Source organism: Vibrio sp. 10N.286.49.E11 (assembly GCF_041469505.1).
Taxonomy (GTDB): Bacteria; Pseudomonadota; Gammaproteobacteria; order Enterobacterales; family Vibrionaceae; genus Vibrio; species Vibrio crassostreae_C.
Window position 1 is genome coordinate 1 of sequence record NZ_JBFRKQ010000052.1, and the last position, 24,218, is coordinate 24,218.

The 24,218-nt window shown below is 45.2% G+C and carries 24 protein-coding genes and 1 pseudogene; 7 read left to right on the top strand and 18 right to left on the bottom strand.

Translation table 11 applies throughout. From position 1 onward, the window contains the following. Window positions 1-192: pseudogene (locus tag AB4167_RS11700) on the bottom strand (AraC family transcriptional regulator); the annotation flags it as partial. 169 nt (window positions 193-361) lie between these two features. Between AB4167_RS11700 and AB4167_RS11705 the strand changes: the two are divergent. Beyond that, a complete protein-coding gene (locus tag AB4167_RS11705; RefSeq protein WP_102394373.1) occupies window positions 362-1,789 on the top strand; it encodes an MATE family efflux transporter in 1,428 nt (475 codons plus the stop codon). A 142-nt stretch (window positions 1,790-1,931) separates the two neighbouring features. Here the strand turns inward: AB4167_RS11705 and nrdG are convergent, their stop codons facing one another. Together nrdG and nrdD are read right to left on the bottom strand one after the other, a co-directional pair. Beyond that, window positions 1,932-2,402 carry an anaerobic ribonucleoside-triphosphate reductase-activating protein gene (gene nrdG, locus AB4167_RS11710; protein ID WP_017058260.1) on the bottom strand — a complete coding sequence of 157 codons (471 nt, stop codon included), beginning with the start codon at window positions 2,400-2,402 and terminating at the stop codon, window positions 1,932-1,934. Between the two features lie 155 nt (window positions 2,403-2,557). Then, entirely contained in the window at window positions 2,558-4,678 is a 2,121-nt protein-coding gene (gene nrdD, locus AB4167_RS11715) for an anaerobic ribonucleoside-triphosphate reductase (protein ID WP_102394372.1), read from the bottom strand. A gap of 303 nt (window positions 4,679-4,981) precedes the next feature. Here nrdD and AB4167_RS11720 point away from each other — a divergent pair, with 303 nt between their 5' ends. Then, the gene (locus tag AB4167_RS11720) at window positions 4,982-5,857 is read left to right on the top strand and encodes an endonuclease/exonuclease/phosphatase family protein (protein WP_372136561.1); all 876 of its coding nucleotides are present in this window, start codon (window positions 4,982-4,984) and stop codon (window positions 5,855-5,857) included. Between the two features lie 109 nt (window positions 5,858-5,966). Here the strand turns inward: AB4167_RS11720 and AB4167_RS11725 are convergent, their stop codons facing one another. The 5 genes from AB4167_RS11725 to AB4167_RS11745 all read right to left on the bottom strand — a co-directional run bounded on the left by AB4167_RS11725 (window position 5,967) and on the right by AB4167_RS11745 (window position 10,020). Beyond that, window positions 5,967-6,398: a DUF6691 family protein gene (locus AB4167_RS11725; RefSeq protein ID WP_372136562.1), complete on the bottom strand. Its 432-nt coding sequence runs from the start codon at window positions 6,396-6,398 to the stop codon at window positions 5,967-5,969. Further along, the gene (locus AB4167_RS11730; protein ID WP_372136575.1) at window positions 6,398-6,874 is read right to left on the bottom strand and encodes a YeeE/YedE family protein; all 477 of its coding nucleotides are present in this window, start codon (window positions 6,872-6,874) and stop codon (window positions 6,398-6,400) included. Before AB4167_RS11730 ends, AB4167_RS11725 begins: the two co-directional genes overlap by 1 nt. A 219-nt stretch (window positions 6,875-7,093) precedes the next feature. Next, a complete protein-coding gene (locus AB4167_RS11735; protein ID WP_372136563.1) occupies window positions 7,094-8,326 on the bottom strand; it encodes a glycosyltransferase family 4 protein in 1,233 nt (410 codons plus the stop codon). Window positions 8,327-8,435: 109 nt separating this feature from the next. Beyond that, entirely contained in the window at window positions 8,436-8,900 is a 465-nt protein-coding gene (locus tag AB4167_RS11740) for a GNAT family N-acetyltransferase (protein ID WP_372136576.1), read from the bottom strand. Window positions 8,901-8,922: 22 nt separating this feature from the next. Further along, complete coding sequence (locus AB4167_RS11745) at window positions 8,923-10,020, bottom strand: ketoacyl-ACP synthase III (RefSeq protein WP_248642501.1); 1,098 nt, start codon at window positions 10,018-10,020, stop codon at window positions 8,923-8,925. Between the two features lie 122 nt (window positions 10,021-10,142). Between AB4167_RS11745 and trxC the strand changes: the two genes are divergently transcribed. Next, window positions 10,143-10,577: a thioredoxin TrxC gene (gene trxC, locus AB4167_RS11750; RefSeq protein ID WP_004731082.1), complete on the top strand. Its 435-nt coding sequence runs from the start codon at window positions 10,143-10,145 to the stop codon at window positions 10,575-10,577. Between the two features lie 180 nt (window positions 10,578-10,757). Here trxC and AB4167_RS11755 read toward each other — a convergent pair whose 3' ends face one another. Continuing rightward, the gene (locus AB4167_RS11755; RefSeq protein ID WP_372136564.1) at window positions 10,758-12,407 is read right to left on the bottom strand and encodes a GMC family oxidoreductase; all 1,650 of its coding nucleotides are present in this window, start codon (window positions 12,405-12,407) and stop codon (window positions 10,758-10,760) included. Continuing rightward, complete coding sequence (locus tag AB4167_RS11760; RefSeq protein WP_065584942.1) at window positions 12,400-14,004, bottom strand: long-chain fatty acid--CoA ligase; 1,605 nt, start codon at window positions 14,002-14,004, stop codon at window positions 12,400-12,402. The genes AB4167_RS11755 and AB4167_RS11760 overlap by 8 nt, the downstream gene beginning before the upstream one ends. A gap of 369 nt (window positions 14,005-14,373) precedes the next feature. Here AB4167_RS11760 and AB4167_RS11765 point away from each other — a divergent pair, with 369 nt between their 5' ends. After that, complete coding sequence (locus AB4167_RS11765; protein ID WP_102394369.1) at window positions 14,374-15,399, top strand: AraC family transcriptional regulator; 1,026 nt, start codon at window positions 14,374-14,376, stop codon at window positions 15,397-15,399. A gap of 57 nt (window positions 15,400-15,456) precedes the next feature. Here the strand turns inward: AB4167_RS11765 and AB4167_RS11770 are convergent, their stop codons facing one another. Continuing rightward, a complete protein-coding gene (locus tag AB4167_RS11770; RefSeq protein ID WP_017060129.1) occupies window positions 15,457-15,696 on the bottom strand; it encodes a hypothetical protein in 240 nt (79 codons plus the stop codon). Here AB4167_RS11770 and AB4167_RS11775 point away from each other — a divergent pair. Next, window positions 15,668-16,819, top strand: a complete 1,152-nt coding sequence (locus tag AB4167_RS11775; protein WP_102320790.1) for an MFS transporter — start codon at window positions 15,668-15,670, stop codon at window positions 16,817-16,819. The genes AB4167_RS11770 and AB4167_RS11775 overlap by 29 nt on opposite strands. 134 nt (window positions 16,820-16,953) lie before the next feature. On the opposite strand, the gene AB4167_RS11780 is transcribed toward AB4167_RS11775, so the two are convergent. Beyond that, entirely contained in the window at window positions 16,954-17,847 is an 894-nt protein-coding gene (locus tag AB4167_RS11780; protein ID WP_372136565.1) for a helix-turn-helix domain-containing protein, read from the bottom strand. 50 nt (window positions 17,848-17,897) lie between these two features. Here AB4167_RS11780 and AB4167_RS11785 point away from each other — a divergent pair, with 50 nt between their 5' ends. Further along, on the top strand, window positions 17,898-19,295 hold the full coding sequence (locus AB4167_RS11785; protein ID WP_372136566.1) for an MATE family efflux transporter: 1,398 nt from the start codon (window positions 17,898-17,900) through the stop codon (window positions 19,293-19,295). Between the two features lie 108 nt (window positions 19,296-19,403). Here the strand turns inward: AB4167_RS11785 and AB4167_RS11790 are convergent, their stop codons facing one another. After that, window positions 19,404-19,799, bottom strand: coding sequence for a nitrous oxide-stimulated promoter family protein (locus tag AB4167_RS11790; protein ID WP_017060975.1), 396 nt, complete (start codon window positions 19,797-19,799; stop codon window positions 19,404-19,406). A 3-nt stretch (window positions 19,800-19,802) separates the two neighbouring features. After that, window positions 19,803-20,318, bottom strand: coding sequence for a GNAT family N-acetyltransferase (locus tag AB4167_RS11795; protein WP_136978234.1), 516 nt, complete (start codon window positions 20,316-20,318; stop codon window positions 19,803-19,805). A gap of 97 nt (window positions 20,319-20,415) precedes the next feature. Here AB4167_RS11795 and AB4167_RS11800 point away from each other — a divergent pair, with 97 nt between their 5' ends. Further along, the gene (locus AB4167_RS11800; RefSeq protein WP_017060973.1) at window positions 20,416-20,625 is read left to right on the top strand and encodes a DUF2986 domain-containing protein; all 210 of its coding nucleotides are present in this window, start codon (window positions 20,416-20,418) and stop codon (window positions 20,623-20,625) included. A 114-nt stretch (window positions 20,626-20,739) separates the two neighbouring features. Here AB4167_RS11800 and AB4167_RS11805 read toward each other — a convergent pair whose 3' ends face one another. The 4 genes from AB4167_RS11805 to AB4167_RS11820 are packed head-to-tail and all read right to left on the bottom strand — an operon-like array spanning window position 20,740 to window position 24,210. Then, on the bottom strand, window positions 20,740-21,663 hold the full coding sequence (locus tag AB4167_RS11805; RefSeq protein WP_372136567.1) for an ABC transporter substrate-binding protein: 924 nt from the start codon (window positions 21,661-21,663) through the stop codon (window positions 20,740-20,742). 2 nt (window positions 21,664-21,665) lie between these two features. Next, on the bottom strand, window positions 21,666-22,541 hold the full coding sequence (locus AB4167_RS11810; RefSeq protein WP_065206162.1) for a metal ABC transporter permease: 876 nt from the start codon (window positions 22,539-22,541) through the stop codon (window positions 21,666-21,668). Next, complete coding sequence (locus tag AB4167_RS11815; protein ID WP_372136568.1) at window positions 22,541-23,275, bottom strand: metal ABC transporter ATP-binding protein; 735 nt, start codon at window positions 23,273-23,275, stop codon at window positions 22,541-22,543. The genes AB4167_RS11810 and AB4167_RS11815 overlap by 1 nt, the downstream gene beginning before the upstream one ends. After that, the gene (locus AB4167_RS11820) at window positions 23,275-24,210 is read right to left on the bottom strand and encodes a metal ABC transporter solute-binding protein, Zn/Mn family (protein ID WP_017062541.1); all 936 of its coding nucleotides are present in this window, start codon (window positions 24,208-24,210) and stop codon (window positions 23,275-23,277) included. The genes AB4167_RS11815 and AB4167_RS11820 overlap by 1 nt, the downstream gene beginning before the upstream one ends. Window positions 24,211-24,218: the final 8 nt, after the last annotated feature.

The following is a 24,218-nucleotide window of genomic DNA, read 5'->3' on the forward strand; positions in this document are numbered from 1 at the left end:
GTGGATTCCATACATCATGTAAAGCAGCATGTGTTTCTGTGGATTCTTCCGATGGACAGAAAAGAAATCTCGGCACGACGCCGTCCCACACTGAACGATACCCAATTCTTCGAATGCCAATACATGGCTTTGATCGACAAACTCTTGGTGTGTCTGATCAGAGATCTCGTACCGTTCGTGTTTCTCACTCATTTCACTGGTCGCTCATTAGGTTTGCCTGCAATTAAATCGCCACTTTAGTCATTCGATAGTTTTGGAATAGATGATTTTGAAAACAGATCGTTTTGACAAATAGACAGCTTTTGAAAATAGATAGTTTGGCAAAAGTTTGTGATGAACCTGAACAATACAGCCTAAACAAATGCCGATAAACTTCTCGCATATTAACCACAGGGGAAATGCGATGCGCTCGACATATCTTCATCTAGACAAAGATTTTTGGCAAAAGCTTTTACACATCGGTTTGCCTGTATCGCTACAAACCATGTTGTTTTCATTACTCGGCGTGGTCGATATTTTTATGGTTAACCAACTGGGTGACTCTGCAACTGCGGCGGTTGGTGTGGGTAACCGCATATTTTTCTTCAACTTGATCATGGTATCCGGGATTAGCGGCGCTGTCAGTGTGCTAGCTTCGCAATATTTCGGTGCGGGAGATTTCAACGGAATTAGACGCACATTAGCACAGTCATGGGCATTGTCTGTCTTTACCATCATCCCCTTTGTGTTGATTTATACATTGGCTCCTGAATCAGTCGTGTCTGTGGTGGCCTCAGACCCTGATTACGTCCGCTTGGCAACGGATTACCTTTGGATAACAGGAGCCAGCCTTTTTGGTACCGCGATCGTAGTGCCCTTAGAAAGCGCACTGCGATCGGTCGGCGAAGCCAAGCTACCCACCAAGATCAGTATTGGGGCAATCATCGTTAATGCGATTCTCAATGCATTGCTGATCTTTGGTTTGTTTGGATTTCCAGAACTGGGCGTAGTTGGTGCGGCTATTGGCACCACGGTGTCTCGATTCTTTCAGACGATAGCGCTGCTTATCATGGCGAAGAAACACTACGCGCATCTATTCCCGACATTAAGTAATTGGCGAGAAGCGATATTACCGAAGCATAGAAAGAAGTACTTCACGATAGCAATACCTATGTTGGTTCATGACACAGCATGGGCGGGCGGGATTCTTATTTATAACGTGATAGTTGGGCAAATGGGTGTTGGAGAGCTTGCGATCATTTCGCTGTTATCGCCAGTAGAAAGTATCTTGATCTCGGCGTTCATGGGGTTTGCGGTCGCCGCTTCGATCATTCTAGGCAACGAGATCGGCGCGAAGAACTATCAACGTGTTGAGAACACCGCATGGGGTTATGTATTGGTCAGCTGTGGGCTTGCGGCTATATTAGCCTTGGTGTGTTGGTTTGCTAAACCCGCGATCGTATACATGATCGGCCTTACTCACTTAGAGCTTAAAGACACGGCCGTTAACGTCACCTTAGTCATGGCACTCGGCATGATACTAAGAGTCTTCAATATGGTTGGTATTGGTGGCGTGCTGAAAAGTGGTGGAGACATCAACTACAGTATATTCATCGACTTGTTTGGCCAATGGGCAATCGGTATCCCCCTTGCCTACTTTACTGCGCTGGTGTTGGGTTGGCCGCTAGAATGGGTTTTGATGATTGTACTGCTGGAAGAGCTCGCCAAAATAATTCTGACCAGTCATAGGATTCAATCCAAGAAATGGATAAACAACCTAATCGACGAGCCTGAGCACATTCCTATTTAAGCAAGCGCCAAACCGACACTGACGTGCAGGCGATAGAATCAAAAGAACTCACACCCAAGGGCTGATTTGTAGCATTGCGCTAACGATGATGCCCTTTTTCCTGTTTCTATTCCTTTTACAAGAGTCCTGAATTAGAACAAGCTTATAAGTCGGTAAATCGATGGATGATTTGGTTTGAACTACCACGCCAATCCAACATTGGATCCGCTTTATCTTGTTCAAAACGACCATCAATCAAAGTATCTACGTATTCAAGTACTTGCTTTTGCTTTTCATCAAGCTCATCGAGCTCGTAACCCGTCCACATCCAGATGTCTTTGCCTTCACATTCTGCTTTTACGCGTTGAACAAGCTTAAGCACTTCAGATACGTTTGCAGGATGCAAAGGATCACCACCAGAAAGTGACAAGCCACGACGCTTAATTCGCGGATCATTGAGATCAGCGATAATGTGGTCTTGCAGTTCTTGAGTAAACAAATGCCCGGAGTCCAACCTTTGCGTTGATTGGTTATAACACCCGCGACACTGGTGTACACAACCCGACACAAACAAAGTGCAGCGTGTTCCAGGGCCATTTACAACGTCGATTGGGTGATATTGGTGATAATTCATAAGGCAGTATTGAAAACTCGTGATGGCTTAATGGTTTAACTCGAAAAGTAGCGAGAGTTGAAACAAATGAATTGGTATCGACATAGCGCCGATACCAAACATATTTCTTGAAACGTAGCTCTTCTAAGTAAGCTAGCTAATAATCTTAGAGCTTACTAAAGATGCTTCACGCGGCGTTTAACTTCTTCTTGCTTACCGAAGTTAAATGGTCGTGCATCTGGGCTACCAAGGTAACCACAAACACGGCGCGTCACCGATACTTTGGTTGAGTCATGGTTGCCACATTTAGGACACGTAAAGCCCTTACTTGTACAGTCGAACTCACCGTTGTAACCACATTCGTAACACTCATCAATCGGTGTGTTAGTGCCGTAGTAAGGAACACGTGTGTAGCTGTAATCCCATACGTTTTCTAGTGCTTCGATGTTCTTCTGCATGTTCGGGAATTCGCCGTAACAGATAAAACCACCGCTAGAAATTTCAGGATAAGGCATCTCGAAATCGATCTTGTCGTATGGGTTCACTGTCTTCTGCACATCTAAGTGGAAGCTGTTGGTGTAGTAACCACGGTCTGTTACGCCATCAATCACACCAAACTCTTTGGTGTCGATGCTGCAGAAACGGCTACATAGGTTTTCACTTGGTGTGCCGTATAGGCTGAATGCGTAACCTGTCTCTTTCGTCCAAGATTCCACTTCACGCTTCATGTACTCCACCAGCTCAAGCGCTTTAGCACGCATTTCGCCATCGTCGTACAGGTGAACGTCAGTACCGTAAAGCGCAGTCATTGCTTCGTGGATACCAATGTAACCAAGAGAAACAGAAGCACGGCCGTTCTTAAAGATATCAGCGATAGAGTCGTCTGCTTTCAAGCGAACGCCACATGCACCTTCCATGTATAGGATTGGAGCAACACGTGCTTTCACGTTTTCTAGACGAGAAATACGAGTTTCTAATGCACGACGAGCCAGCTTGAGTTTATCATCAAGCAGTTCGTAGAACTTAGCCATATCTTGTTTTGCGTTAATCGCAATACGTGGCAAGTTCAAGCTAACAACACCTAAGTTGTTACGGCCTTCGTGAATCAACTCACCATTTTCTTCGTAAGTATTCAAGAAGCTACGACAACCCATAGGAGTTTTAAATGACCCTGTCACTTCTACTACTTTGTCGTAGTTAAGAATGTCTGGGTACATACGCTTAGACGCACACTCTAGCGCTAATTGCTTGATGTCGTAGTTTGGATCTTGCTTCTGGTGGTTCAAACCATCTTTGATCGCAAATACCAGTTTAGGGAACACGGCTGTTTTACGGTTCTTACCCAAACCTGCAATGCGGTTTTTCAAGATTGATTGCTGAATCAATTTCGAGCCCCAGCTTTCACCTAAACCAAAACCAAACGTCACGAATGGTGTTTGACCATTAGCGGTGTGCAGCGTGTTTACTTCGTACTCCAGAGATTGGAACGCGTCGTAACACTCTTTCTCTGTGCGAGAGATAGCAAAAGCTTCTGGGCTATGAATGTCCCACTCTTTCGCTAGCGATAAGTGCTTCTCGTAGCTCGCCATAACGTAAGGTTCAAGAACCTCATCGATGCGGTTAATCGTTGTGCCGCCGTAGATGTGACTCGCCACTTGCGCGATGATCTGCGCGGTTACCGCTGTCGCCGTAGAAATAGACTTAGGTGTGTCGATTTCCGCGTTACCCATCTTGAAGCCATGCGTTAACATGCCTTTCAGATCGATAAGCATGCAGTTAAACATTGGGAAGAACGGTGCGTAGTCTAGATCGTGGTAGTGAATATCACCACATTCGTGAGCATGTACGATATCACGTGGCAAAATGTGAGTTTTCGCATAGTGTTTAGCCACGATACCCGCCAGCAGGTCACGCTGAGTTGGGATTACTTTGCCATCTTTGTTCGCGTTTTCATTGATTAGATCAACGTTGCTTTCTTCGATCAAACCTTCGATCTCACGAGTTAAAGCGCTTTGCTTCTCACGGGCGATGTCGCGGTCATGACGATATTCAATGTAGGCACGAGCCAGAGACTTGTATGGTCCCTGCATTAGCTCGTTCTCGACCATGGTTTGAATTTCAGAGATATGAACTTCATCGTAGTCTTCGAGCTTCAACTCAACTGCTAATGCCACATTCAGTGCATAAATAGCAATTTCCTTATCGGCTTTGTCTGATGCTGCTTCCACTGCAGCTTGGATGCGATCTCTACTGAATGGAGCTCTTGAGCCATCACGCTTGATTACGATTGATTTCACCACTTCTCCTTACTCTTGAGGTATTCACAGACTTATCCACAAACACACTATATAGAGCGATTTATCGTTTAACTAACACTAGATATTGTGGCGTATTTAACGAGAACCACCAACTTTGAGTATTGATTTGGATCAATAAAAAGAGAACGCTGACTAAGATCAATTCAATATTATTACGCTAGTTCTCAAGTCGAAAAGAAACAATGTAACAATAAAAAAACTCCTAAAAAGAGTTGAATTTTTGGTAAGTGTTGTAGGATAACGGCTCATCAATATTGGCAGACAAAATTAGGGATATTTGGCATGAAACGACTTCAAAACTGGATAATGTTAGGCTGCTTACTCAGTAGCCAGACATTTGCTGAACCTTTGACCATATCCAGTTGGAATATCGAATGGTTATCAACCAACGAGGCTGTGAATAAGTTTTCTGACAAACGTGATCAAGCTGATTTCGACAAACTCGCAACTTATTTTCAATCCTTAGACGCAGACGTGGTTGCGTTTCAAGAAGTCGATAACGTAAATGCCATTCAGCGTGTGGCTGGTGATCAATACAAGATATTGATGTCTGACCGGGCACTATCTAAGAACAGCAACCGCCAATTTAAAGAAGTGAACCAATACACGGGATTTGCAGTTCGTAAAGGAGTAGCCCTCACCGACTACGCTGACTTTCCGCTTGAAACCACATCCAACAGTAAACTTAGGTTTGCCAGCTATATCGTTGTAGAAACAAACTTTAAACCCATTCACATGTTGTCTGTGCATTTAAAGGCAGGTTGTAGCGGAGCGTATAAGTCCAACCGCGATTGCTCTCGTTTAAAAGAGCAAGCTCAGCAACTGAACAAGTGGATAAAGCAAAGAGAGCGCAATAACGAAGACTACGCCATTCTTGGCGACTTTAACCATAACCTCGCTTACTCACGAGATTGGATGTGGAAAGAGTTATCACAATATACTGATGCGCAGTTAGCGACACGAAAGACCCGTGCAGATTGTAAGGTGCGCTCTAACCGCAATAACCATCGCACGCACCAATTCCGTTCTGTCATTGATCATATTGTGGTGAGTAAGTCACTAAATGTATCTTCTGCGAAACAGGTGGTATTTGAAACGCAAGATGTGCTTGATTACAAACTTAGCGACCATTGTCCAGTTTCAACGACTATCAGATAGATATAAAAAAGAGGTGACTGGCTTTTTTCTGAAAGCGAGTCAACCTCTAGACTTGGTCAGCTCAGAACGAATGACGTCAAAGCCACTTTAATCAGCGTTAAGCTTTCTACTAACAGGTTTTATTCGCTCGTCCCGCCAGCCACATTCCCACCAGCATACTTAAGACGAACAACCACACCGTTGGGTTGCCGCCACTAAGGCTGGTTACTGCTGGGCCCGGGCAAAAGCCTGCAATCCCCCAGCCTAAACCAAAGGCAGTTGAACCTAGAATCAGCTTTCTGTCGATTATCGGGTTGTTACGGCTGTCTAACGACTCGCCATTGATGGCTTGAACGCGCTTTTTTATGACTAAGTGATAAAACGGTGCGAAGACCAATAACGCGCCACCCATCACGAATGCCAAGCTGGTATCCCAGTCGCCAGTAATGTCTAAAAAGCCAAGTACTTTGTTTGGATCAACCATGCCTGAAATGATCATACCAGAGCCGAAAAGAAGACCTGCGAGCAAGCCAATAACGATAGTAAACGAAGAGTTTTTCATTACGCCCCCAAACCAATCATATTCTTAACCAACACAGTTGCCATTGCCACACCCATAAACACACAAGTGGCGACAATTGAACGTTTCGACAAGCGAGCCATTCCCACAATGCCATGGCCACTTGTACAGCCATTCGCGACCTTAGTGCCGAAGCCCACCAATAGTCCGGCTATGATAACCACTGCGAAGTTAATCTCTTCTAACTGAGGAAGTTGATAACCAGTCGGAATCAACAACCAACCGCTCACAACCATTCCGACAACAAAGGCAAGTCGCCAATGTTTCTCGGTTTTCTCAATACGCGTGTCCGAGCTAGATTCAGATCCTGATTCTAAGCTTTTATTCTTTCTAGACGGTAATAAGCGACTAACGATTCCACTGATTCCTGCTACTCGCCCGATGCCCAACATCAGAATAATTGCCGATGCGCCTAGCAGCATGCCGCCGAAAAACGCATCCCAAGGTATAAAACTAATCACTGACCTCTCCTATCCACAAACTCTAATTTAACTCACCACAAGTTAAATTAGAGTTTACTAATAAATATAAATTAGTCAATGCTAATGTAATGGCACTATGTTTCGGTTTGCAAGTCTAGTGTCTAAAGCCAAAAACCAAGAAGCTTCAACCATGAAAAAAGCCCCTAGGCGTTAACCTAAGGGCTTAAGATTTATTCTGTCTTTGGTAAAGAACAGCTATTTGATCTTGTTCTTCTCAGCAATCCACTGCGACATGTACTTAGTGCTCGCCATGCTGTGGTGCTTCAGCATAGAGCCAAAGAAGTTATCCAGCCGGTGAGACTCAAGCTCAGACTCTAGCGCAATCAATCGCTCGATCAATTTGTCGCCCAGTTGGTTCTGTTCGTAGTGCGCTTCAAGAATTGAATGACACTGGCTTTGAGCCTTGAGCCACTTCTCTTCATCTTTATAAAGAGCAACTGTTTGTTCAACAAACGCGTCGATATCGTCTGCTACCGCGCCCGGCCATTGCAACTCACCTTTCGGCAACATGCCTTCACTACCAATTTCACTAGTCACGTTTGGAGTTTGAAGCTTCATTGCATCAAGCAACTTACCTTTAATGCCCGCACCAAAACGTAGTGGAGCGACACACACACGTGCCTGCTCCATCACTTCTTGAGCATCTTTCGCCCAACCTTTGATATGGAAACCGGTTTTAGGGTTGTGTAATGCGGTCGCTTTTGGTGGCGGATACGATCCATAAATATGAAGTTCAGTGTCAGGCAGCTGTTTGCGAATCTTCGGCCAAATCTTCTGTAACTGAAGCACGGCATCCCAGTTCGGTGCGTGTCTAAAGTTACCTATCGTCATGAAATGCTTACGTTCTTCAAAGCTTTTCGTGCTTTCAGGAAGCGTATTAAGATCAACCATGAAAGGTAGATGGTGAAGCAGTTTGGGATCGATATTGAACTCGGATTGAAGCAGTTCCATCTCGTAGCTTGAAATGATCAACGAAAGATCACAGCGCAGAATCGCAGCAATTTCACGTTTAGCCAAGTCACTGTACAAATGCGCTTTGGTCAGTTCAGTCTCTTTCTTAACGGCTTCATGGCGCGCGTTACGTAGGAACTGCAAGTCTTCGGTATCCAACAGCTTAAACGCATTCGGACATACCTTCTCAACACGCCAACCAAACTGTTCTTCCATCATAAAACGGTCAAACATCACGACATCGGGCTGCAGCTCTTCAATATAATCGTCAAAGCTATCGCAATTTAACTGTATAGATTGGCTTGTAATGCCCTCTTCAGAGAGATCAATCATGTGCTCGGTTTCTTGAGCGGGTGTTGCAAATTCAACTGACCAACCTTGTCTCTTAAATAGGCGTAAAAGAGACATCATGTGGCTGCCAGCCGCCGATGAATTCGGTTCTGGCCAAACGTAGCCAATTGCTAAAATTTTCTTCAAAACACTTCCTAAGAAATAACAAAAGGGACTAACTTAGCCCCTAATAAAACGTTTACCGATCGTGGTCGACTTATATCGCTGATTATAATGAGTTTTAATCACTCGGCGATCAGATTCGCTCACCTACATTGCGAGCTATCATAAGCACTTCATCAGCAGAGTACAGGTTTGAAATCGTAGTTTCGACTTGAGCGCCTAATGTCGACTGATAGAGCTTTTGTGCAAAGTTATCCGCTCTGGTCGTCACTAGAACATGTTTTAGCGTCGAGTCTTGCTCTGCTAGCTTCTGTTTCACTTGCGGCAAGGAGTCAAGAATCAGCTTTTTACCCAAACCTTTTCCCTGTGCAGTTGTTAACACGGCAAGTTGCTCTAGTTCTAAAACAGCTTCAGGTCTAAACCCGCTTTTCTGCACCCAAATAATGTAGCCAACAACTTCACCTTCGCTTTCAACAACAAAGTTAAGAAAGCGTGGTGAAGCGTTTAAGTTACATTGTAACCAATCGCGTGAGTTTTTCTGTCGAACAAAGGCAGATTGATGAACCAAAGCCGCCCCATCGAGGTCAGCTTCTGTCATAAAACGAACTTGAGTCATGCAGCTACTCGCTCTCAGAATTAGGACGCGTTTTACAGTGTAAAATGGCTCTTTCTAGAAGCTCTAAAGCCGATTTATCAGCTTCTGGAAGCTTAGCATCCGATTGACCTAGTGGTTCAACGCGGCTGCCCCACTTAATGTGGCCAGCACCCCAAGTTAAACCCGCACCAAATGCTGCAACAAGAATGTTGTCGTTAGGCTTAACGAAGCCTTGCTCTAGCGATTCACACAGTGCAATTGGCACAGTAGCAGCAGATGTGTTGCCGTAGTTTTGGATGTTCACGAACGCTTTCTCGCGCTCAATACCCGCCATATCACACAAAGTTTGAATGATTCGGATGTTCGCTTGATGCGGAATCACAACATCGATGTTTTCAGTTGAGATGCCAGTGCGGCTCAATACTGTATGTGCTGCAGCGCCCATGCCTTTTACTGCACGCTTGAAGATCTCTTTGCCTACGAAATCAAAATCCCAGTAGCCGTTATCAGCAGCAAAGCGGTCCATAGAAGTACCGAATTTTGGTACTGCTAGAATGTCACGGCCCTCTGCGTCACAACCTATTTGAGCTTCTTGCAGACCCACTTGCTCTTCAGTACGTGATAGAACCACAGCGCCAGCACCGTCACCGAAAAGAACCGCCGTATCACGCTTGGTCCAGTCGATGAAGAATGAAAGACGTTCTGCGCCCACAACGATTGCATTGCGGTAGTTGCCCGCTTGAATCAATCGAGTTGCGGTTTCAACACCGTAAATGAAGCCTGTACATGCTGCGTTAAGGTCAAAAGCCGCTGCGCTCTTGATACCTAGGTTCTGTTGAACCTTAGACGCAGTATTTGGAATAAGAGAATCAGGGCTGCACGTTGCGATGATCACGAGATCGATATCTTCGGCAGTAAGGCCAGCGCACGCCATTGCGTGTTGAGCAGCAACAGTCGCTAGCTCAGAGGTATTTACATGACTGATACGACGGTTTTCGATACCAGTTCGAGTACGAATCCACTCGTCAGACGTATCAATGAAAGTGCTTAAATCATCATTGGACAGCACGGCTGGTGGCAGACACTTTCCCCAGCCAGTAATTTCGGCGTAAAATTTTGTCATCATTTACCTGTTTATTGTTTGTTTTTATTTAAGTATCGTATTCTTGTTTTAAACAGTATAAGCGCTCTGTGCGTGATTCGTAAATCGCGTTAGCCACGGAGTTGCAATAAAAAGAGAAAGTTATGTCTACATTCAACACACGCTGCCCTTCTTGTAATGGCGTAAACCGAGTTCCTTCAGAAAGAATTTCAGAAAGCCCAACTTGTGGTAAGTGCAAAACAGCACTGCTCGATGGCGCTCCTATCGAGGGAACGTCACTTAATTTCCAATCTATCTTGAACAGTTCACAACCTGTAGTTGTCGATTTCTGGGCAACATGGTGTAACCCATGTGTGGGCTTCGCGCCCGTGTTCAGCGACGTTGCAAAAGAACGCTCTGGAGATGTTCGATTCGTTAAGATTGATACTGAAGCTCAGCAGCAGCTCGCGGCAATGTATCAAATCAGAAGCATTCCGACCGTGATGGTGTTTAAAGACGGTAAACGTGTCGATACGATTAACGGTGCACTGCCAAAAGGTCAATTTGATCAGTGGCTTAATCAAGCACTAACCAAGTAACACTATTATTTAAACTATTATTTAAACTATTATTTAAACTATTGGTTAAACTATTGGTTAAACTATTGATTTAGTTTTACTTAATTCTAAGTAAGCACACAAAAATAGGTTAGAGAGCCTTACCAAACCAAGACTCTCTAACCTACTGTTTTATTTATAGTTATCACTTAATTCCTTGAATCAAACTACAGCTTCGCCTTTCGCTTGAATGCCAGCTTCTTGCTTGCCAAACCCGTATTGCTGTTTGATCTGGTCTGCGACTTTCTCGGCAATCATAATGGTTGGCGCATTGGTGTTTGCCCCAATCAGTGTCGGCATCACAGAAGCATCAATGACTCTCAAATTATCCAATCCATAAACTTTGAGATCTTTATCTACCACAGCTAAAGAATCGCTACTAGGTCCCATTTTACAGGTCCCCACCGGGTGATACTGAGTGTCTGCACGATTGCGAATATCTTGCTCGATAGCCTTGTCATCACTGGCGTCCACAAGGTAGAAAGCATTGCCACGTATATCATCGAATGCAGAACTTTCTAACATTTGATACTGCTTCTTCCAGCCTTTAATCATGATCTCCATGTCTTCAGGATGACTGAAAAACGCAGGATCGATCTTAGGCGGATCATAGGGATCATTACTATTGAGCGTTACGGTGCCGTAGCTCTTCGGTCGCAATAAGGTGACATGAGAGGTAAAGCCATGACTGGTATGAATTTTTCTAGCATGGTCATCTACAACAGCGACCACAAATACAAACTCTAAATCCGGTACAGCGATATGATCTTCGGAACAGAGAAAGCCTATTCCCTCTGCAAAATTACTGCTCATTTTACCGCGGCGTTCTTTGCGCCATAGTGGTAAGGCTTTGGTCATTTCAGAGGCCATTTGCAGCGAGATACCAAAAGTTTCACGCTTTTCACTGCATTTATACGAATGTACTAAGTCGATATGATCTTGAAGGTTCTTGCCCACTCCAGGTAATTCATGAACCTGTTCGATTCCATGTGTCTCTAGTTCAGTTTGAGCACCGACACCAGACAGTAACAGCAATTGGGGAGAACCAAACGCGCCAGCGGAAAGAATCACTTCTTTGTTGCATCGTATCTGATAACGCTTTCCGCTAGAACCATATTCAACCCCAATCGCCTTCTTGCCTTCAAACAAAACCTTATGTGTGGTGGCTTTAGTCACGACCGTGAGATTCGATCGTGAAAGGTTTGGCGTTAAGTAAGCCTTGGCAGCACTGCATCGTTCACCATTCAGCTGTGTTACCTGCGTCGGCATCGCCCCAAACTGAGCAGCGCCGTTAATATCCTCATTGCGAGGGACACCTATCGATTCACACGCCGTTAAATAACGTTCCAACATAGGGCTTGGCGATCTAAGATTGGCCACATTAAGAGGACCACCTTGGCCATGGAACTCATCTTGGTGGACTTCGTTGTTTTCTGCTTTCTTAAAGTAAGGCAAACAGGATTCATAGTTCCAGCCAGCATTGCCCAAGCTTTCCCATCTATCGTAGTCATAGCGATGTCCACGAGCGTACATCATGGCATTGATAGAGCTAGAACCGCCAAGTGTCTTACCTCTAGGCTGATAGCCTTTACGACCGTTCAAACCCGGCTGTTCAACCGTTTCGAATGCCCAATTATTGAGTTTGGTTGGCATCATCGCCACCACGCCAACGGGTGTGTGAATGAATGGGCTGGTGTCTTTACCACCCGCTTCTAACAAGCAAACCGTCACATCAGGATCTTCCGACAGCCGAGAAGCCATCACACACCCAGCTGAACCACCGCCAACAATAATAAAATCATAACTATCCATTTGCCATCTCCGCTATTTCTAGTGGGTGTAACTCACGCTTCAAGATTTTTCCGGTTGCTGTCATGGGTAAGGCTTTACGAATGAATACCTTACGCGGGTATTTGTAGTCGGCGAGTTGCTCACGACACCATGCTATCAAGGCGGCACTATCACATTGCGTATGTTCGTGAAGAACCACATGCGCGTGGATCTCCTCGCCTAAATGTTCATGATGCTCGCCTACCACCGCGACCATTTCGACATCGGGGTGACACATCAACACTTCTTCGACTTCACGTGGATAAACGTTGTACCCACCACGAATAATCATGTCTTTAACACGGTCAACAATGAACAAATTGCCATGCTCATCGACGCGACCGATATCTCCCGTTAAGAACCAACCATCACGAATAGATTCAGCTGTCGCCTCTGGCCTTTGATAATAGCCTTTCATCACACTTGGGCTTTTAATGCAGACTTCGCCGAGTTCACCCATAGCGACAGAGTTGCCTTGTATATCAGTAATCTTGATGAGGTGGCCACATAAAGGCTGACCGACACTACCCGATAAACGATCGCCATCAATATGATTAAAGGTCGCAACCGGCGCCGTTTCCGAGAGCCCATAACCTTCTAAGACTGGTAATTCAAAACGAGATTCAAACTGTCGTATAACCTCAAGCGGCATAGAAGCACCGCCAGAAACACCTAACCTCAAGCTGTGTTTAACCTGTTCAGAGCGTTTGCTTGTGTTTTCTAAACTATCAGAAGACTCTTCTCCCGCCTTTAATAGCGCGATATACATAGTAGGAACACCCGCAAACACGCTGACTTTATGGCTAATGATCTGTTCAATAACCAATGACGGTTCAAAACGAGGAATCAACACCATGGTGGACCCTGTTAGCACACTCGCGTTCATCATCACCGTCTGACCGAAGCTATGAAATAAAGGCAGTGTAGCCATTGTGGTGTCGCTGTACTCCAATCTCATTAGATACTGTGACGACATCGCATTGGTTTGCATGTTGGTGTGGGAAAGCTCAGCCCCTTTTGGTTGACCCGTCGTGCCAGAGGTATAAAGGATCACAGCGGTATCATCGCCATGACAAGCCACAGACTCAAAAGGAGTAAAAGGTTGTGCCAACCAATCAGCGATTGATTCATGCTCCCCATTACTTTCTAAAGTAGTGTCTGTGTTTGTTGGGATAGGCATCTCGACAAAGTGTTCACAGTGGTTTGCCTGCTCAAAACCTTGTAAACCATAGCGACCAATTGGAAGCTCTTCACTGCCGTCAAAACATAAATAGGCCTTCGCGTTAGAGTCATTAAGGTGATAAGCGATCTCTCTGGCCTTGAATAGCACGTTCAAAGGCACGACTACACAACCCGCTTTTAGAATCCCGTAATAGGCTATCGGAAAGTAAGTCACGTTCGGGCATGACAACGCTACCTTATCTCCGTTCTGCAACCCAAGTCTTTTCAAGTTAGCAGCCACGTTTCCAGAAAGTTGTTCTAACTGAGAAAAACTGATTTCATCCGATCCCATACGCAGAGCGGCTTTAGTTGGAAAAAGCGAAGCGCTACGCTCCAAATTAACAGCAAGATTGTGCATCCATGATCTCCTTGTGCGGCTTAGACCTGTTTGTGACGGTCACCGTAGACGTTCTAATCGTTGTAATAAGTCTCTTTCTTGTCATCACGAGCCTGCACATTGGTGTGTCATGTAGATAAGAGTCGTTATTGAGCAAAATGTTTGAGACGCTCCAATGTGCAGCCCAATAAATTACAACATTTCGATAACATTTCGAACAGGTTTCAAAAAGACAAAAACCGGTGATATTCGGACACGACCTGTGTAAGCCCAATAAAACCTTGCACACATAAACCAAAATTTGGAACAAGCTTGCGAAAGTGAGAACAAGCAACAGGCGTAAATGTTAAAAGTTCGGTTAAGATATCGATATTCAAGAAGAGGCAGCTTATGGAATACACCGCAGTTTACGAACCCGACATGCAAGCATTCGGCATTCTGGATCTTCAGTTGCTGCATCGTTACCTGTCGCCTGTTCTCAGTATCGAAGAGTTGCTCGAAGGCAGTAACATCGATGCTCTCCAACTCAACACACCCGATACACACATCACTTTGGCGCAAAAGCTTGCTGTGTTCAGTAATGCGTTAGCGAATTCCAACGAAGACGGATTGGGGCTTAAAGTTGGCCAACAAGCGAGGTTCAGCGATTTCGGCGTGCTCGGTTATGCGGTGTTTAGCAGCGAAACACTACTCGATGCCTTTTTAATCGGGTTTAAGTATCTGCAACTTGCTGGCCCTGTCCTCAGGAAAACCATGTCTGTAGAAGACAACATTGGTTACTTTCGCGCAGAGCAACTTATCGAACTCGATTCTTTACTGCCCTTTTGTTGTGAATACTGGTTCGCGGCGATACACAGTTTGTGCGAAGAGGTCTTACAGCAGCCCTTTCCTTCTCAAGTGATCCGCTTCCCCTATCCAAAACCTGAATACGGCGATCTATACACAGAGATTTTCCGCTGCCCGGTTGAATTCAATAGTGACCAGCTTGAATGGGAGTTCGACGCAACCACCTTGTATTCATCTCTTCCTACCGCCAACCCCATCACTTTACAGATGTGCTTAAAATCGTGTGATGACATGTTGGCAAAAGTCAGTGCACCCAGTAGCCTCAAAGAGAAAGTCTCTCAGATGCTGATTGAAAGGCCAGGATGTTACCCTTCTATAGAATCCATTTCTTCAGAACTGGGCATGTCTTCTCGAACTCTGCGTCGTCACCTGAAAGCAGCGGATACGAGCTATCAGAAGATACTGGACCATGTTCGCTTTCACCTTTCCCGGCACTACCTTTCTTCAACTCGAATGAGTATTGAAGAGATATCTGAACGAGTTGGCTTTTCTGATAGCGCTAACTTTCGTCATGCCTTTCGTAAGTGGAGTGGAAGCTCGCCACGTCAATACCGTAAAGAAACGGTCTAACACTTAAAATCCCACTCAATCCAAATCATAAAAAGACAATCACGCTGCAATCTTTTTCTAAATTAAACCACCAATGAACAACGGCTTAACGACTTTTTGCCCGCATAAAATCTCGCCAAACCACCAAATATCGCAACCGTATTTTAGTTTAGTTGGTCGATAAATTTCTTTTATCTTAACGACCATTTTTATTTGTTTTACCCAATTCAGTTTCTCCCCCATAGTCGCGGAAAATTCATCGTTTCTTTTACTATCAGAGGCTCCTGCATTGGACAACATCCAACCAACAACTCGCATAACTGTTCCTGTTATTGCATTGTCTTTTTACGCGATCGCTTCAGGCTACTTAATGAGTTCATTACCATTAATGCTGTCTGAGTATGGCTTAGACAAAGATCTATCGAGTTGGTTGGCGAGTGCATTCTATGCAGGTCTACTGGCTGGTACATTATTGATTGAACGTGCCATTGCGCGTGTTGGCCACAAAGACGCGTTCGTCATCGCATTGAGTGTGTTCATCGCAACGATCCTTGTATTGCCATTGATCCCACACCAAGCAGTATGGCTACTAGCTCGCTTTGTGGCTGGTGTGGCGGTTGCAGGTATCTTCGTGATTGTAGAGTCTTGGCTAATGAGCGGCGACGAGTCACAACGCGCAAAACGTCTCGCTATCTACATGTGTTCACTGTACGGCGGTTCTGCAGTTGGTCAGCTTGGTATCGGTTACCTAGGTATTACTGGTGGCGTACCTTTCATCGCAATGTTCACCCTTCTGTTTGGTGCGATCATTGTGCTGATGTACGGACAAGCAACTCCACCACAGATCCACGATGCGCAATCTTTGTCTTTAAAGCAGATCAGCAAATTAAGCCACAGCGCGCTAATTGGCTGCATTGTTTCCGGATTAACGCTAGGTGCGATTTACGGCTTGATGCCAGTTGAACTTGCTCAACGTAACATTGCACACGAAGACATTGGTGGTTTGATGGCTTTGGTTATCATGGGTGGTATGGCTGTACAGCCGATGGTGACTTGGTTATCTCACCACGTAGGACAAGTGTTATTAATGGCTTTGTTCTGCCTGCTAGGGGTTGCAAGCATTGGTGTGCTGACTATCAATCACGATTTCTACGTACTAGGCATGAGCTTGTTCGTATTAGGCATGGCCACATTTGCGCTATACCCAATCGCGATTAACTTAGGTTGCCGTAACCTTGACCCAAGCTACTTGGTGTCAGTGACTCAAATCATGCTACTTTGCTACAGCATCGGTTCTGTTGCGGGACCAATCATTGCAGACAGCTTTATGGATTCACAAGCAGGATTGTTCACTTACCTGTTCGCGTCTCTACTTGCTACAACGATCTACATGTTGATTGCTAGCCTAAAGCGCTCTCACCTACAGATTGCAGGCGAGTAAGCTTAAATAGACAGACACTAGATGCGTGTCATTAGGGCTCCGAGTTCAGACTTTATGTCTAAGCGAAGGGCCCTTTTCAACTCATGCCTATATGTAACCTTCTTCTCCCACACTTCTCATTTCATCGTGCAAGGCTAACCAAGAAGTCGATGGCTCTTTCGATATTGACTGGGTGATAAACCGAAATGCTTTTTGAAACGATGCGAAAAGTTATAAGGATCTTTGTAGCCTAAGCGATTAGCAATCATAGAAACTGACCAATCTTGATATTTCAGTAGACTGGTGGCTTTGTCCATGCGTAATTGAATCAATTTACTGCGTGGTGAGAGGTTGAATAGCGTCTTGGTGACTCTATTGAGTTGCTCTTCACTGATAAACACTCTTTCAGCCATCCCTGCCACTGTCCATGGCTGATGCAGACTACTTTCAATTTCGTTATAGAGCGCTTGAACACGTGCAGTGGTGCTGGTCGACTTAGGCTCAAACCCCGTCAATGTTCGGATAATTTCACTCAAGAGTAACTTACGGTAACTGGCTCTACCGCCTATCTCAAAGTAAACCAAGTTCATTAATGACCAGATCTGCTCACACTCTCCAAAAGGCACAATCCCCTGTCCTAAACTTGCTATGTGCTGCCATTGCTTGGTGTCAGGCGTCAGCATCCACGCCATTTTCCAATAATTATATTGAGGATCGAGTTCAAAACGAAATGGGGTTTCAGCAGGAAGCACCACGAGTGTATAAGGTGTAATCGCTTGGACCGATGTTGCGGTTGTTAGAATGCCGCCACCTTCCATAGTGAAAATCAACGTATGAACATTAACGGATTCGCGCTCAACCCAGTAGCCATCATATAGCTTCGCCATGCCGGCCATATAGACACCAAAGCTTTTCATCTCTGGAATATCTTCAACGGTCAAAAAACGTTCTTTGCACTGTTCAGCGAGAAAAACATCATCATGCCAAGTTGATTTTGGTCTCATTGAATCAATGACGGATTCGCACAGGTTTTGTTGTTTTTTAAACATGTTGTTACTTCGCTCAAATCACTATAGTTCTGCCATAAATCGGAGAGCTTATGACAACTAACATCAACCCTAACTCATCTATGAATAACAAGCCAGAGAGCATCTTACCTCGTATCGTTAAACTGGGTTTACCTGTTGCTTTACAAAGTGCGCTTGTCGCTATTCTTGCCCTTGCTGACGTATTAATGGTCAGTGATTATGGTATGGAAGCAGCTGCGGCTGTGGGAATTGCATCAAAATGGCACTTCGTTGCTATTATGATTATGGCAGGGTTGGCCTCAGCAAATGGAACATTAGTCGCTCAATACTGGGGAAAGAATGACCGAAAAAGCGCGCGAACAGTATCATCTATCGCGATGATGTTTGGCTTAAAAGTTCTGTTGCCTGTTACTGCAATCATCACTCTTGGTTCTCAGTTTTTAATGATGTTGCAAACCAGAGATCAAACCGTGATTGAACTTGGCGCGACTTACCTATGGTATGGCTTTCCCGTTCTACTGCTGACTCACATTGTTGTCGTAGTAGAAGCAAGTATGCGCTCATCAGGTGACACCGTAACCCCACTACTATTAGGCGCGGTGACCATTGCACTCAACATTGCACTTAACTTCGTTCTAATCAAAGGTGCCTTTGGTATTCCCGCTATGGGCGTAGCAGGTGCAGCACTGGCGACGACACTCGCTCGCGCAATTCAAGTTGGCTTGATGTATGGCTACATGCGCATGCGTAAACACTGGTTGTTAACCACGCCTAGCTCACCACATCGTCCGTCATTATGGTTGTCTTACCGTCGTATTGCTTTGCCACTAACGATGAATGCCGTGTTATGGGCAATGGGCACTATGGCATACCAAATGATCTTCGGTCACATGGGCACAACGGAACTTGCTGTGTTCTCTATGCTCGCGCCTTTTGAGTCGCTGTGTTACTCGATATTCTTTGGTATTTCTGTAGCGTGTTCCGTGTTGCTTGGTCACTCACTCGGTCGTGATGAGTTTGATGACGCTATGAGTATGGGTCTGACGTTCATCAAAGCCGTGGTTGGTTTTGGTGCGGTTGTAGGCTTGCTATTGTTTATGGGTAAAGAGCACGTTCTGTCATGGCTAAACCTGACCAAAGACGCTTTATACCCGCTTGCTTCACCTGCGATGATGATCATGTGCTTTGCGGTCGTGATTCGCATGCTCAACATGGTGATCATTAACGGTATTATTCGTGCTGGTGGTGATAATGCGTTCTGCCTTCGCATGGATTTCATCGCGATGTGGATGGTGGGCATTCCTGTATGTGTTTACGGCGCGTTTGTCGCTGAATGGGACTTTAAATACATCTATGGTTTGATGTTGGTGGAAGAAGTGGTGAAACTGGCAATTTGTTCTCATCGTTACCTAAGCCGACGCTGGATCAACAACCTCACAGTGACCTATGACGAGCCTCAAGCGGCGTAAGTTTCAGTTACCTGGCTATATTCAAACTTAGATAAAACGTATCTACATAAAAAAGGTCTGAGAAATCAGACCTTTTGCATTTCTTTAGAAATTACTTTAAAGCGCCACTTACTTCTTGTTCATTCGGATATGGCGGTTCGACACATTCGGCAACGGCTTTTCAGGCACTTTCCGTTTCTCATGAATCAGATGTCGAATCGCTAATATCGGATGCTTAAGTAGCATTCTTGGCCCGGCATAGCGCATCACCAATCGCATTTGCTCTTTCGGGTCTGGTTTATAGCAATGAATCGGACACTTATTACAGGTCGGTTTTGCTTCGCCATAAGGACATCTATCCAGTCGTGTTTCGGCGTAACGCAACAGTTGCTCACACTCCTCACATAACGCGTTATTCTGACGAACTTCACCGTGGTGATCTTTGCAATAGATGTGCACCATCGCAATAACGGTTTTGTACTCCGTTGCGAGCTCACCTTGTAGAATATTGTTATGTTGGAACATGTTTTAATTACCTAATGAGAAACCGTACAGGTTGAGATTAACGCTTTCGCTTATCACATCTTCAACTCGCTCGAACACAAAGCCTAACTTAGTCAGTAGTGTGATACTTCGAATGTTATCAGAGGTAGTGATGGCAACTAAATGATCGATATCAGCATTCTGCTTAGCTTGTTCAATTATCGCCTCCGCGGCTTCTTGGGCAAAGCCTTGACCATAAAACTCAGGAGCAAACCCGTAGCCAATATCATGCGACGCTAAGGTGTCTCTTTTTATTAATCCGCAGATACCAATTGGCGTTGAAGTTTCTTTGATTTCAACCATCAACAAACAGACACCCTTCTCTTCATGCATCTTAAGAATGTTGTTTTCAATGTACTCGACAGCCTTTTCAGTGTTGTTGATTTCCTTATCACCAATGTAACGCAGGAAATCTTCTGAGCTGTATAGTCGTTGAATAAACGCCGCATCTTGAGGTGTGATCATTCTTAATCTTAAACGTTCGGTCTCGACTGACTGCATAGTGATATTTTCCTTGCTGAATACCATGTAAATATTGAGTTCTAGAGCTAAAATGATTATCCTCCTCCGCCTAAACTAAATACAAGGCTATGCAGCAATGAACCGTAAGAAAAAAATCAATCAAATTCTAAAAAAGAAGCAGAAACAGGCGAATTCTAAACTGCATAGTAGCAACAAGCCTCGCTACATCTCTAAAGCTGACCGTGCAAAAATGGAAGCTGAAGAACAAGCGAAAGCAGCTCAAGAGCAAGCTGAAGGTTCAGTAGAAGCAACTGTTGAAGCTGAAGAGACAAAAGCTGCAGAGTAAGTTTATACTCGCAGTCCTCTTGTCTGACACTCTTTTCAGAGCCAACAGACAAGAACAAAAAAGCAGCCTCAAATTGGGCTGCTTTTTTGATCCTACCATTTTTAATCGCGCTGGTTAGCCTTTGAATGGCTGCACTTCCCAACGGGCAAACGGTGCTTTTGCGTTGATTCCCGCTCTGCCCCAACGATCAACAGAATCCACTACCAAGATACGCTCATTCGGTACCAATGATTTAATCAAGTTGCTTGGCTTTTTCGCTGTAACTAACCATAGAGCATCATCTTCCGAAAACATCTCTTTAAGCTTGGCTTTGTCCTGCTCTGTCCATTCCAGTTCAGCTTTGAACATGCGTTCTTCAACAAACAGTTGGCTGCCAGAGGCGAAATCTTCCAAGCTTTCTGAAAGCAACAATACTGAATCTACGTCATTGTCGAGCAATACTGCTTGCTGCTTGTTGATCAGTTCACGAACATCCAACATCACACGTTGTAAGTTGCTATCAATCGTTTCAGCTTGCGCAGGCCACAACAACTTAAAGTCGTCAGCCACAATCGCCGCCATACGTGTTAAGTTGGTCGGGTTTAACCATGCGTATTTAGACACATCACCATTCGACAATGTAAGCGCAGCAACGCCTTGTGCACGCGGTGTAATCGCTTGAGCGGCATCAACCTCAACTAAACGGATATTGCTTTGTCTTGCGTATACAAACGTAGGGTCGGCTTGCCAGATCGATGACAACGTTACCGCAACGGTCGCCTTTTCACCCGATTGAAGCACTTTACTCGCACCCTTGGTACCAAACCAATTCGGCAGACGATCAATACCGTAACGCTTGGGTGGCAGGTATTCAGTCGTAATGTCCGTGCCTTTGGTTAGCTCTGTCGCCAATGCATAAGTCACAGGTGTACTGGTTAGGATGTCTTCTGCATTCACGTTCAAAGACATCACAGAACCAGCCATTAACACACTACCCAGCACACTCACTTGAGCCGCTGCTTTTACTGAGCTAGCGATACGATTCATTAAACAAGTCATGATTACGCCTTTCTTACAATTCGGTATAGCGTTGCTGCTAGGAAAAACGTTGCAGAAACGATGATGATTGACGCGCCCGATGGCACTGGCAGTTTGAGCTCCATAGGCAATACTGTTCCAACCAAACACGCGATGGTCGCGAGTAATGCCGACAGCAGTACAAAGCTCCCCATACGTTTAGTCAACAATCGAGCTGTCGCACCTGGAATCAGCAATAACGCACCCACTAAAACCGCGCCCACGATCTTTACGGCTGCAATTGTCACTAAGGTGATCATCATGACAAACAAGTAATCGTAAAAGCTGGTGTTGTAACCGCGAACCTTCGCAATATCAGGGCTGATACAAGTCAAGAGAATGCGGTTGAACGTCGGTATCAAGAGCAAGATGATGATCGCGCAGCTACCTGCAAGAATCGCTAAGTCTTGGTCTGTTACCGTAAGAATCGAGCCAAACAGTACATTTTCAAGCATGTGGATGTTGATCTTACGAGCAACGTACATCAGTAATGCCGCGCCGACCGCTAGTGCTAGCGCTAGAAATACACCAACTAAGGTATCGTATGGTACGTTGGTTCTGTTTCTTACAAAGTGAAGAAGCAGAGCGAAGATCATACAGAAGCTAAACAGGCCAATGATTGGGTTTTCTGGTGGTTCGCCAAGCAAAACGCCAATGGCGATACCGGTTAACGCTGCATGACCAACTGCCTCAGAGAAGAAAGCTAAACGCTTGGCAATCACCAAGGTACCAAGACCACCTAACAGAGGGCCAAGCAATAACGCTGCAACAAGAGCATTGACCATGAAGGCATACATGAAGCTGTCTGATAACCAGCCCGCTTCAACACCACTAATGGCAAGTTGTCGTAACCAATCCATTACGCAACCTCCTGAGATTTAGTCATGGCAGAGCCACTGCTGTAGTGCTGGAATAGGCTCTCTATTTTACTTGGGTGTAAGACTTCTTCGTGTGGTCCACTATCAACCAAGAATCGATTCACAACATGTACGTTCGCTTCGAGTCGACGCACTGCCGTGACATCGTGGTGTACCGCAAGGATCGTACGACCTTCACTAACACATTCACGAATTAACGATTCAAGATAACGAACGCCCTGCTCGTCCATACCGGTCGTTGGTTCATCCAACACCAGTAGGCTTGGGTTATCCAACAATGCTTGGGCAAACAACACACGTTGCTGCTCACCACCGGATAACTGCCCCATGCGGCGGTCGCTACGTGTCGCCATACCAACGCGATCTAACTGCGCGAGAGCAAAATCCAGCTGCTTAGATTTACGACGCCAAAACAACGGTATTCGCGTTTGATTGAGCAGTACGAAGTCCATTACCGTCAAAGGTAAGCTCGACTCGAACGTCGCTTTTTGAGGTACGTAACCAATACTCGGCTTTTCTGGCCAGTGGATATTGATTTGACCAGAGAAAGGCGTAAGGCCAAGCACAGAGCGCAATAATGAAGTTTTACCGCCGCCGTTTGGCCCCATGATCACATGACATTCACCCGCTTTAAGTTCGAGCGAGATATCATCAAGAATTACGTTGTTATCGTATTGCAGACCGAGTTTATTAATTGAGATTGATGGACCTAACATTATGCGTTCCCGCTTTTAGCTTGGTTCGCCGCCGCAAATTTCATAGCTTCGATTAACGTCTCTAGGTTCTTCTTCATCTCAACTTCGACTTTATCGTCTTCATATTCGCCGTGCGTCATGTGAGAAAAACGGTAAAGCTGAACGCCTGTTTCCGCTTCAATGGTGTCAACAAAACGGTTTGGCATGTTTAGCTCGTAGAACAGAACATCAATGCCTGATGCGCGGATCTTCTCGATCGTCTCTTGCAATTGGCTAGCACTTGGCTCAACACCGTGTGCAGGCTCAATCACCGCCGCAACATCCACACCAAATTCTTGAAGGATGTAGCCATACGCATTGTGCGTGGTCGCCACCTTCATACCTGAAGTATCTAACTCACCTAATGACAACATCGCATCGCGCTTCATAAAGCGAAATTGCTTTGCGTATTTACGTGCATTCTTACGATAAAAAGCCGCGTTGTCAGGGTCGAGCTTAGAGACCTCACTCGCGATGGTGTAAACCTTTTGAATTGTTGTCGAAAGCCCAACAAAGGTATGTGGATTAACGGCACCTTGACCAACAGACTGACCAAGAGCAGGAAGTAGAGGCACTTCTTTGTTTGCTTCGATCACGACTAGGTCATCACGTTGCGCGGCTGAAATCACTTTAAGCGCGAAGTCATCGTGACCAATACCGTTTACCACGATGGCGTCCATCTGGCTCAATCTCTTCAAGTCGTTCGGTTGTGGCAAGTAGTTATGCGGATTAAAGCCGGCATCAACCAAAGGAAGGATGTTCACTTTGTCGCCTACTACTGCTTTTACGTAGCTGTAGTAAGGTTGAAGCGTGATACCAATCGTCAGCTTGTTGCTGTCGATCTTATATTCTTTTGCCAATGCATTGGGTGCCATGAACACCGCTAATAACGACATGAACAGAGTCATAATTCGCATAGTAATTC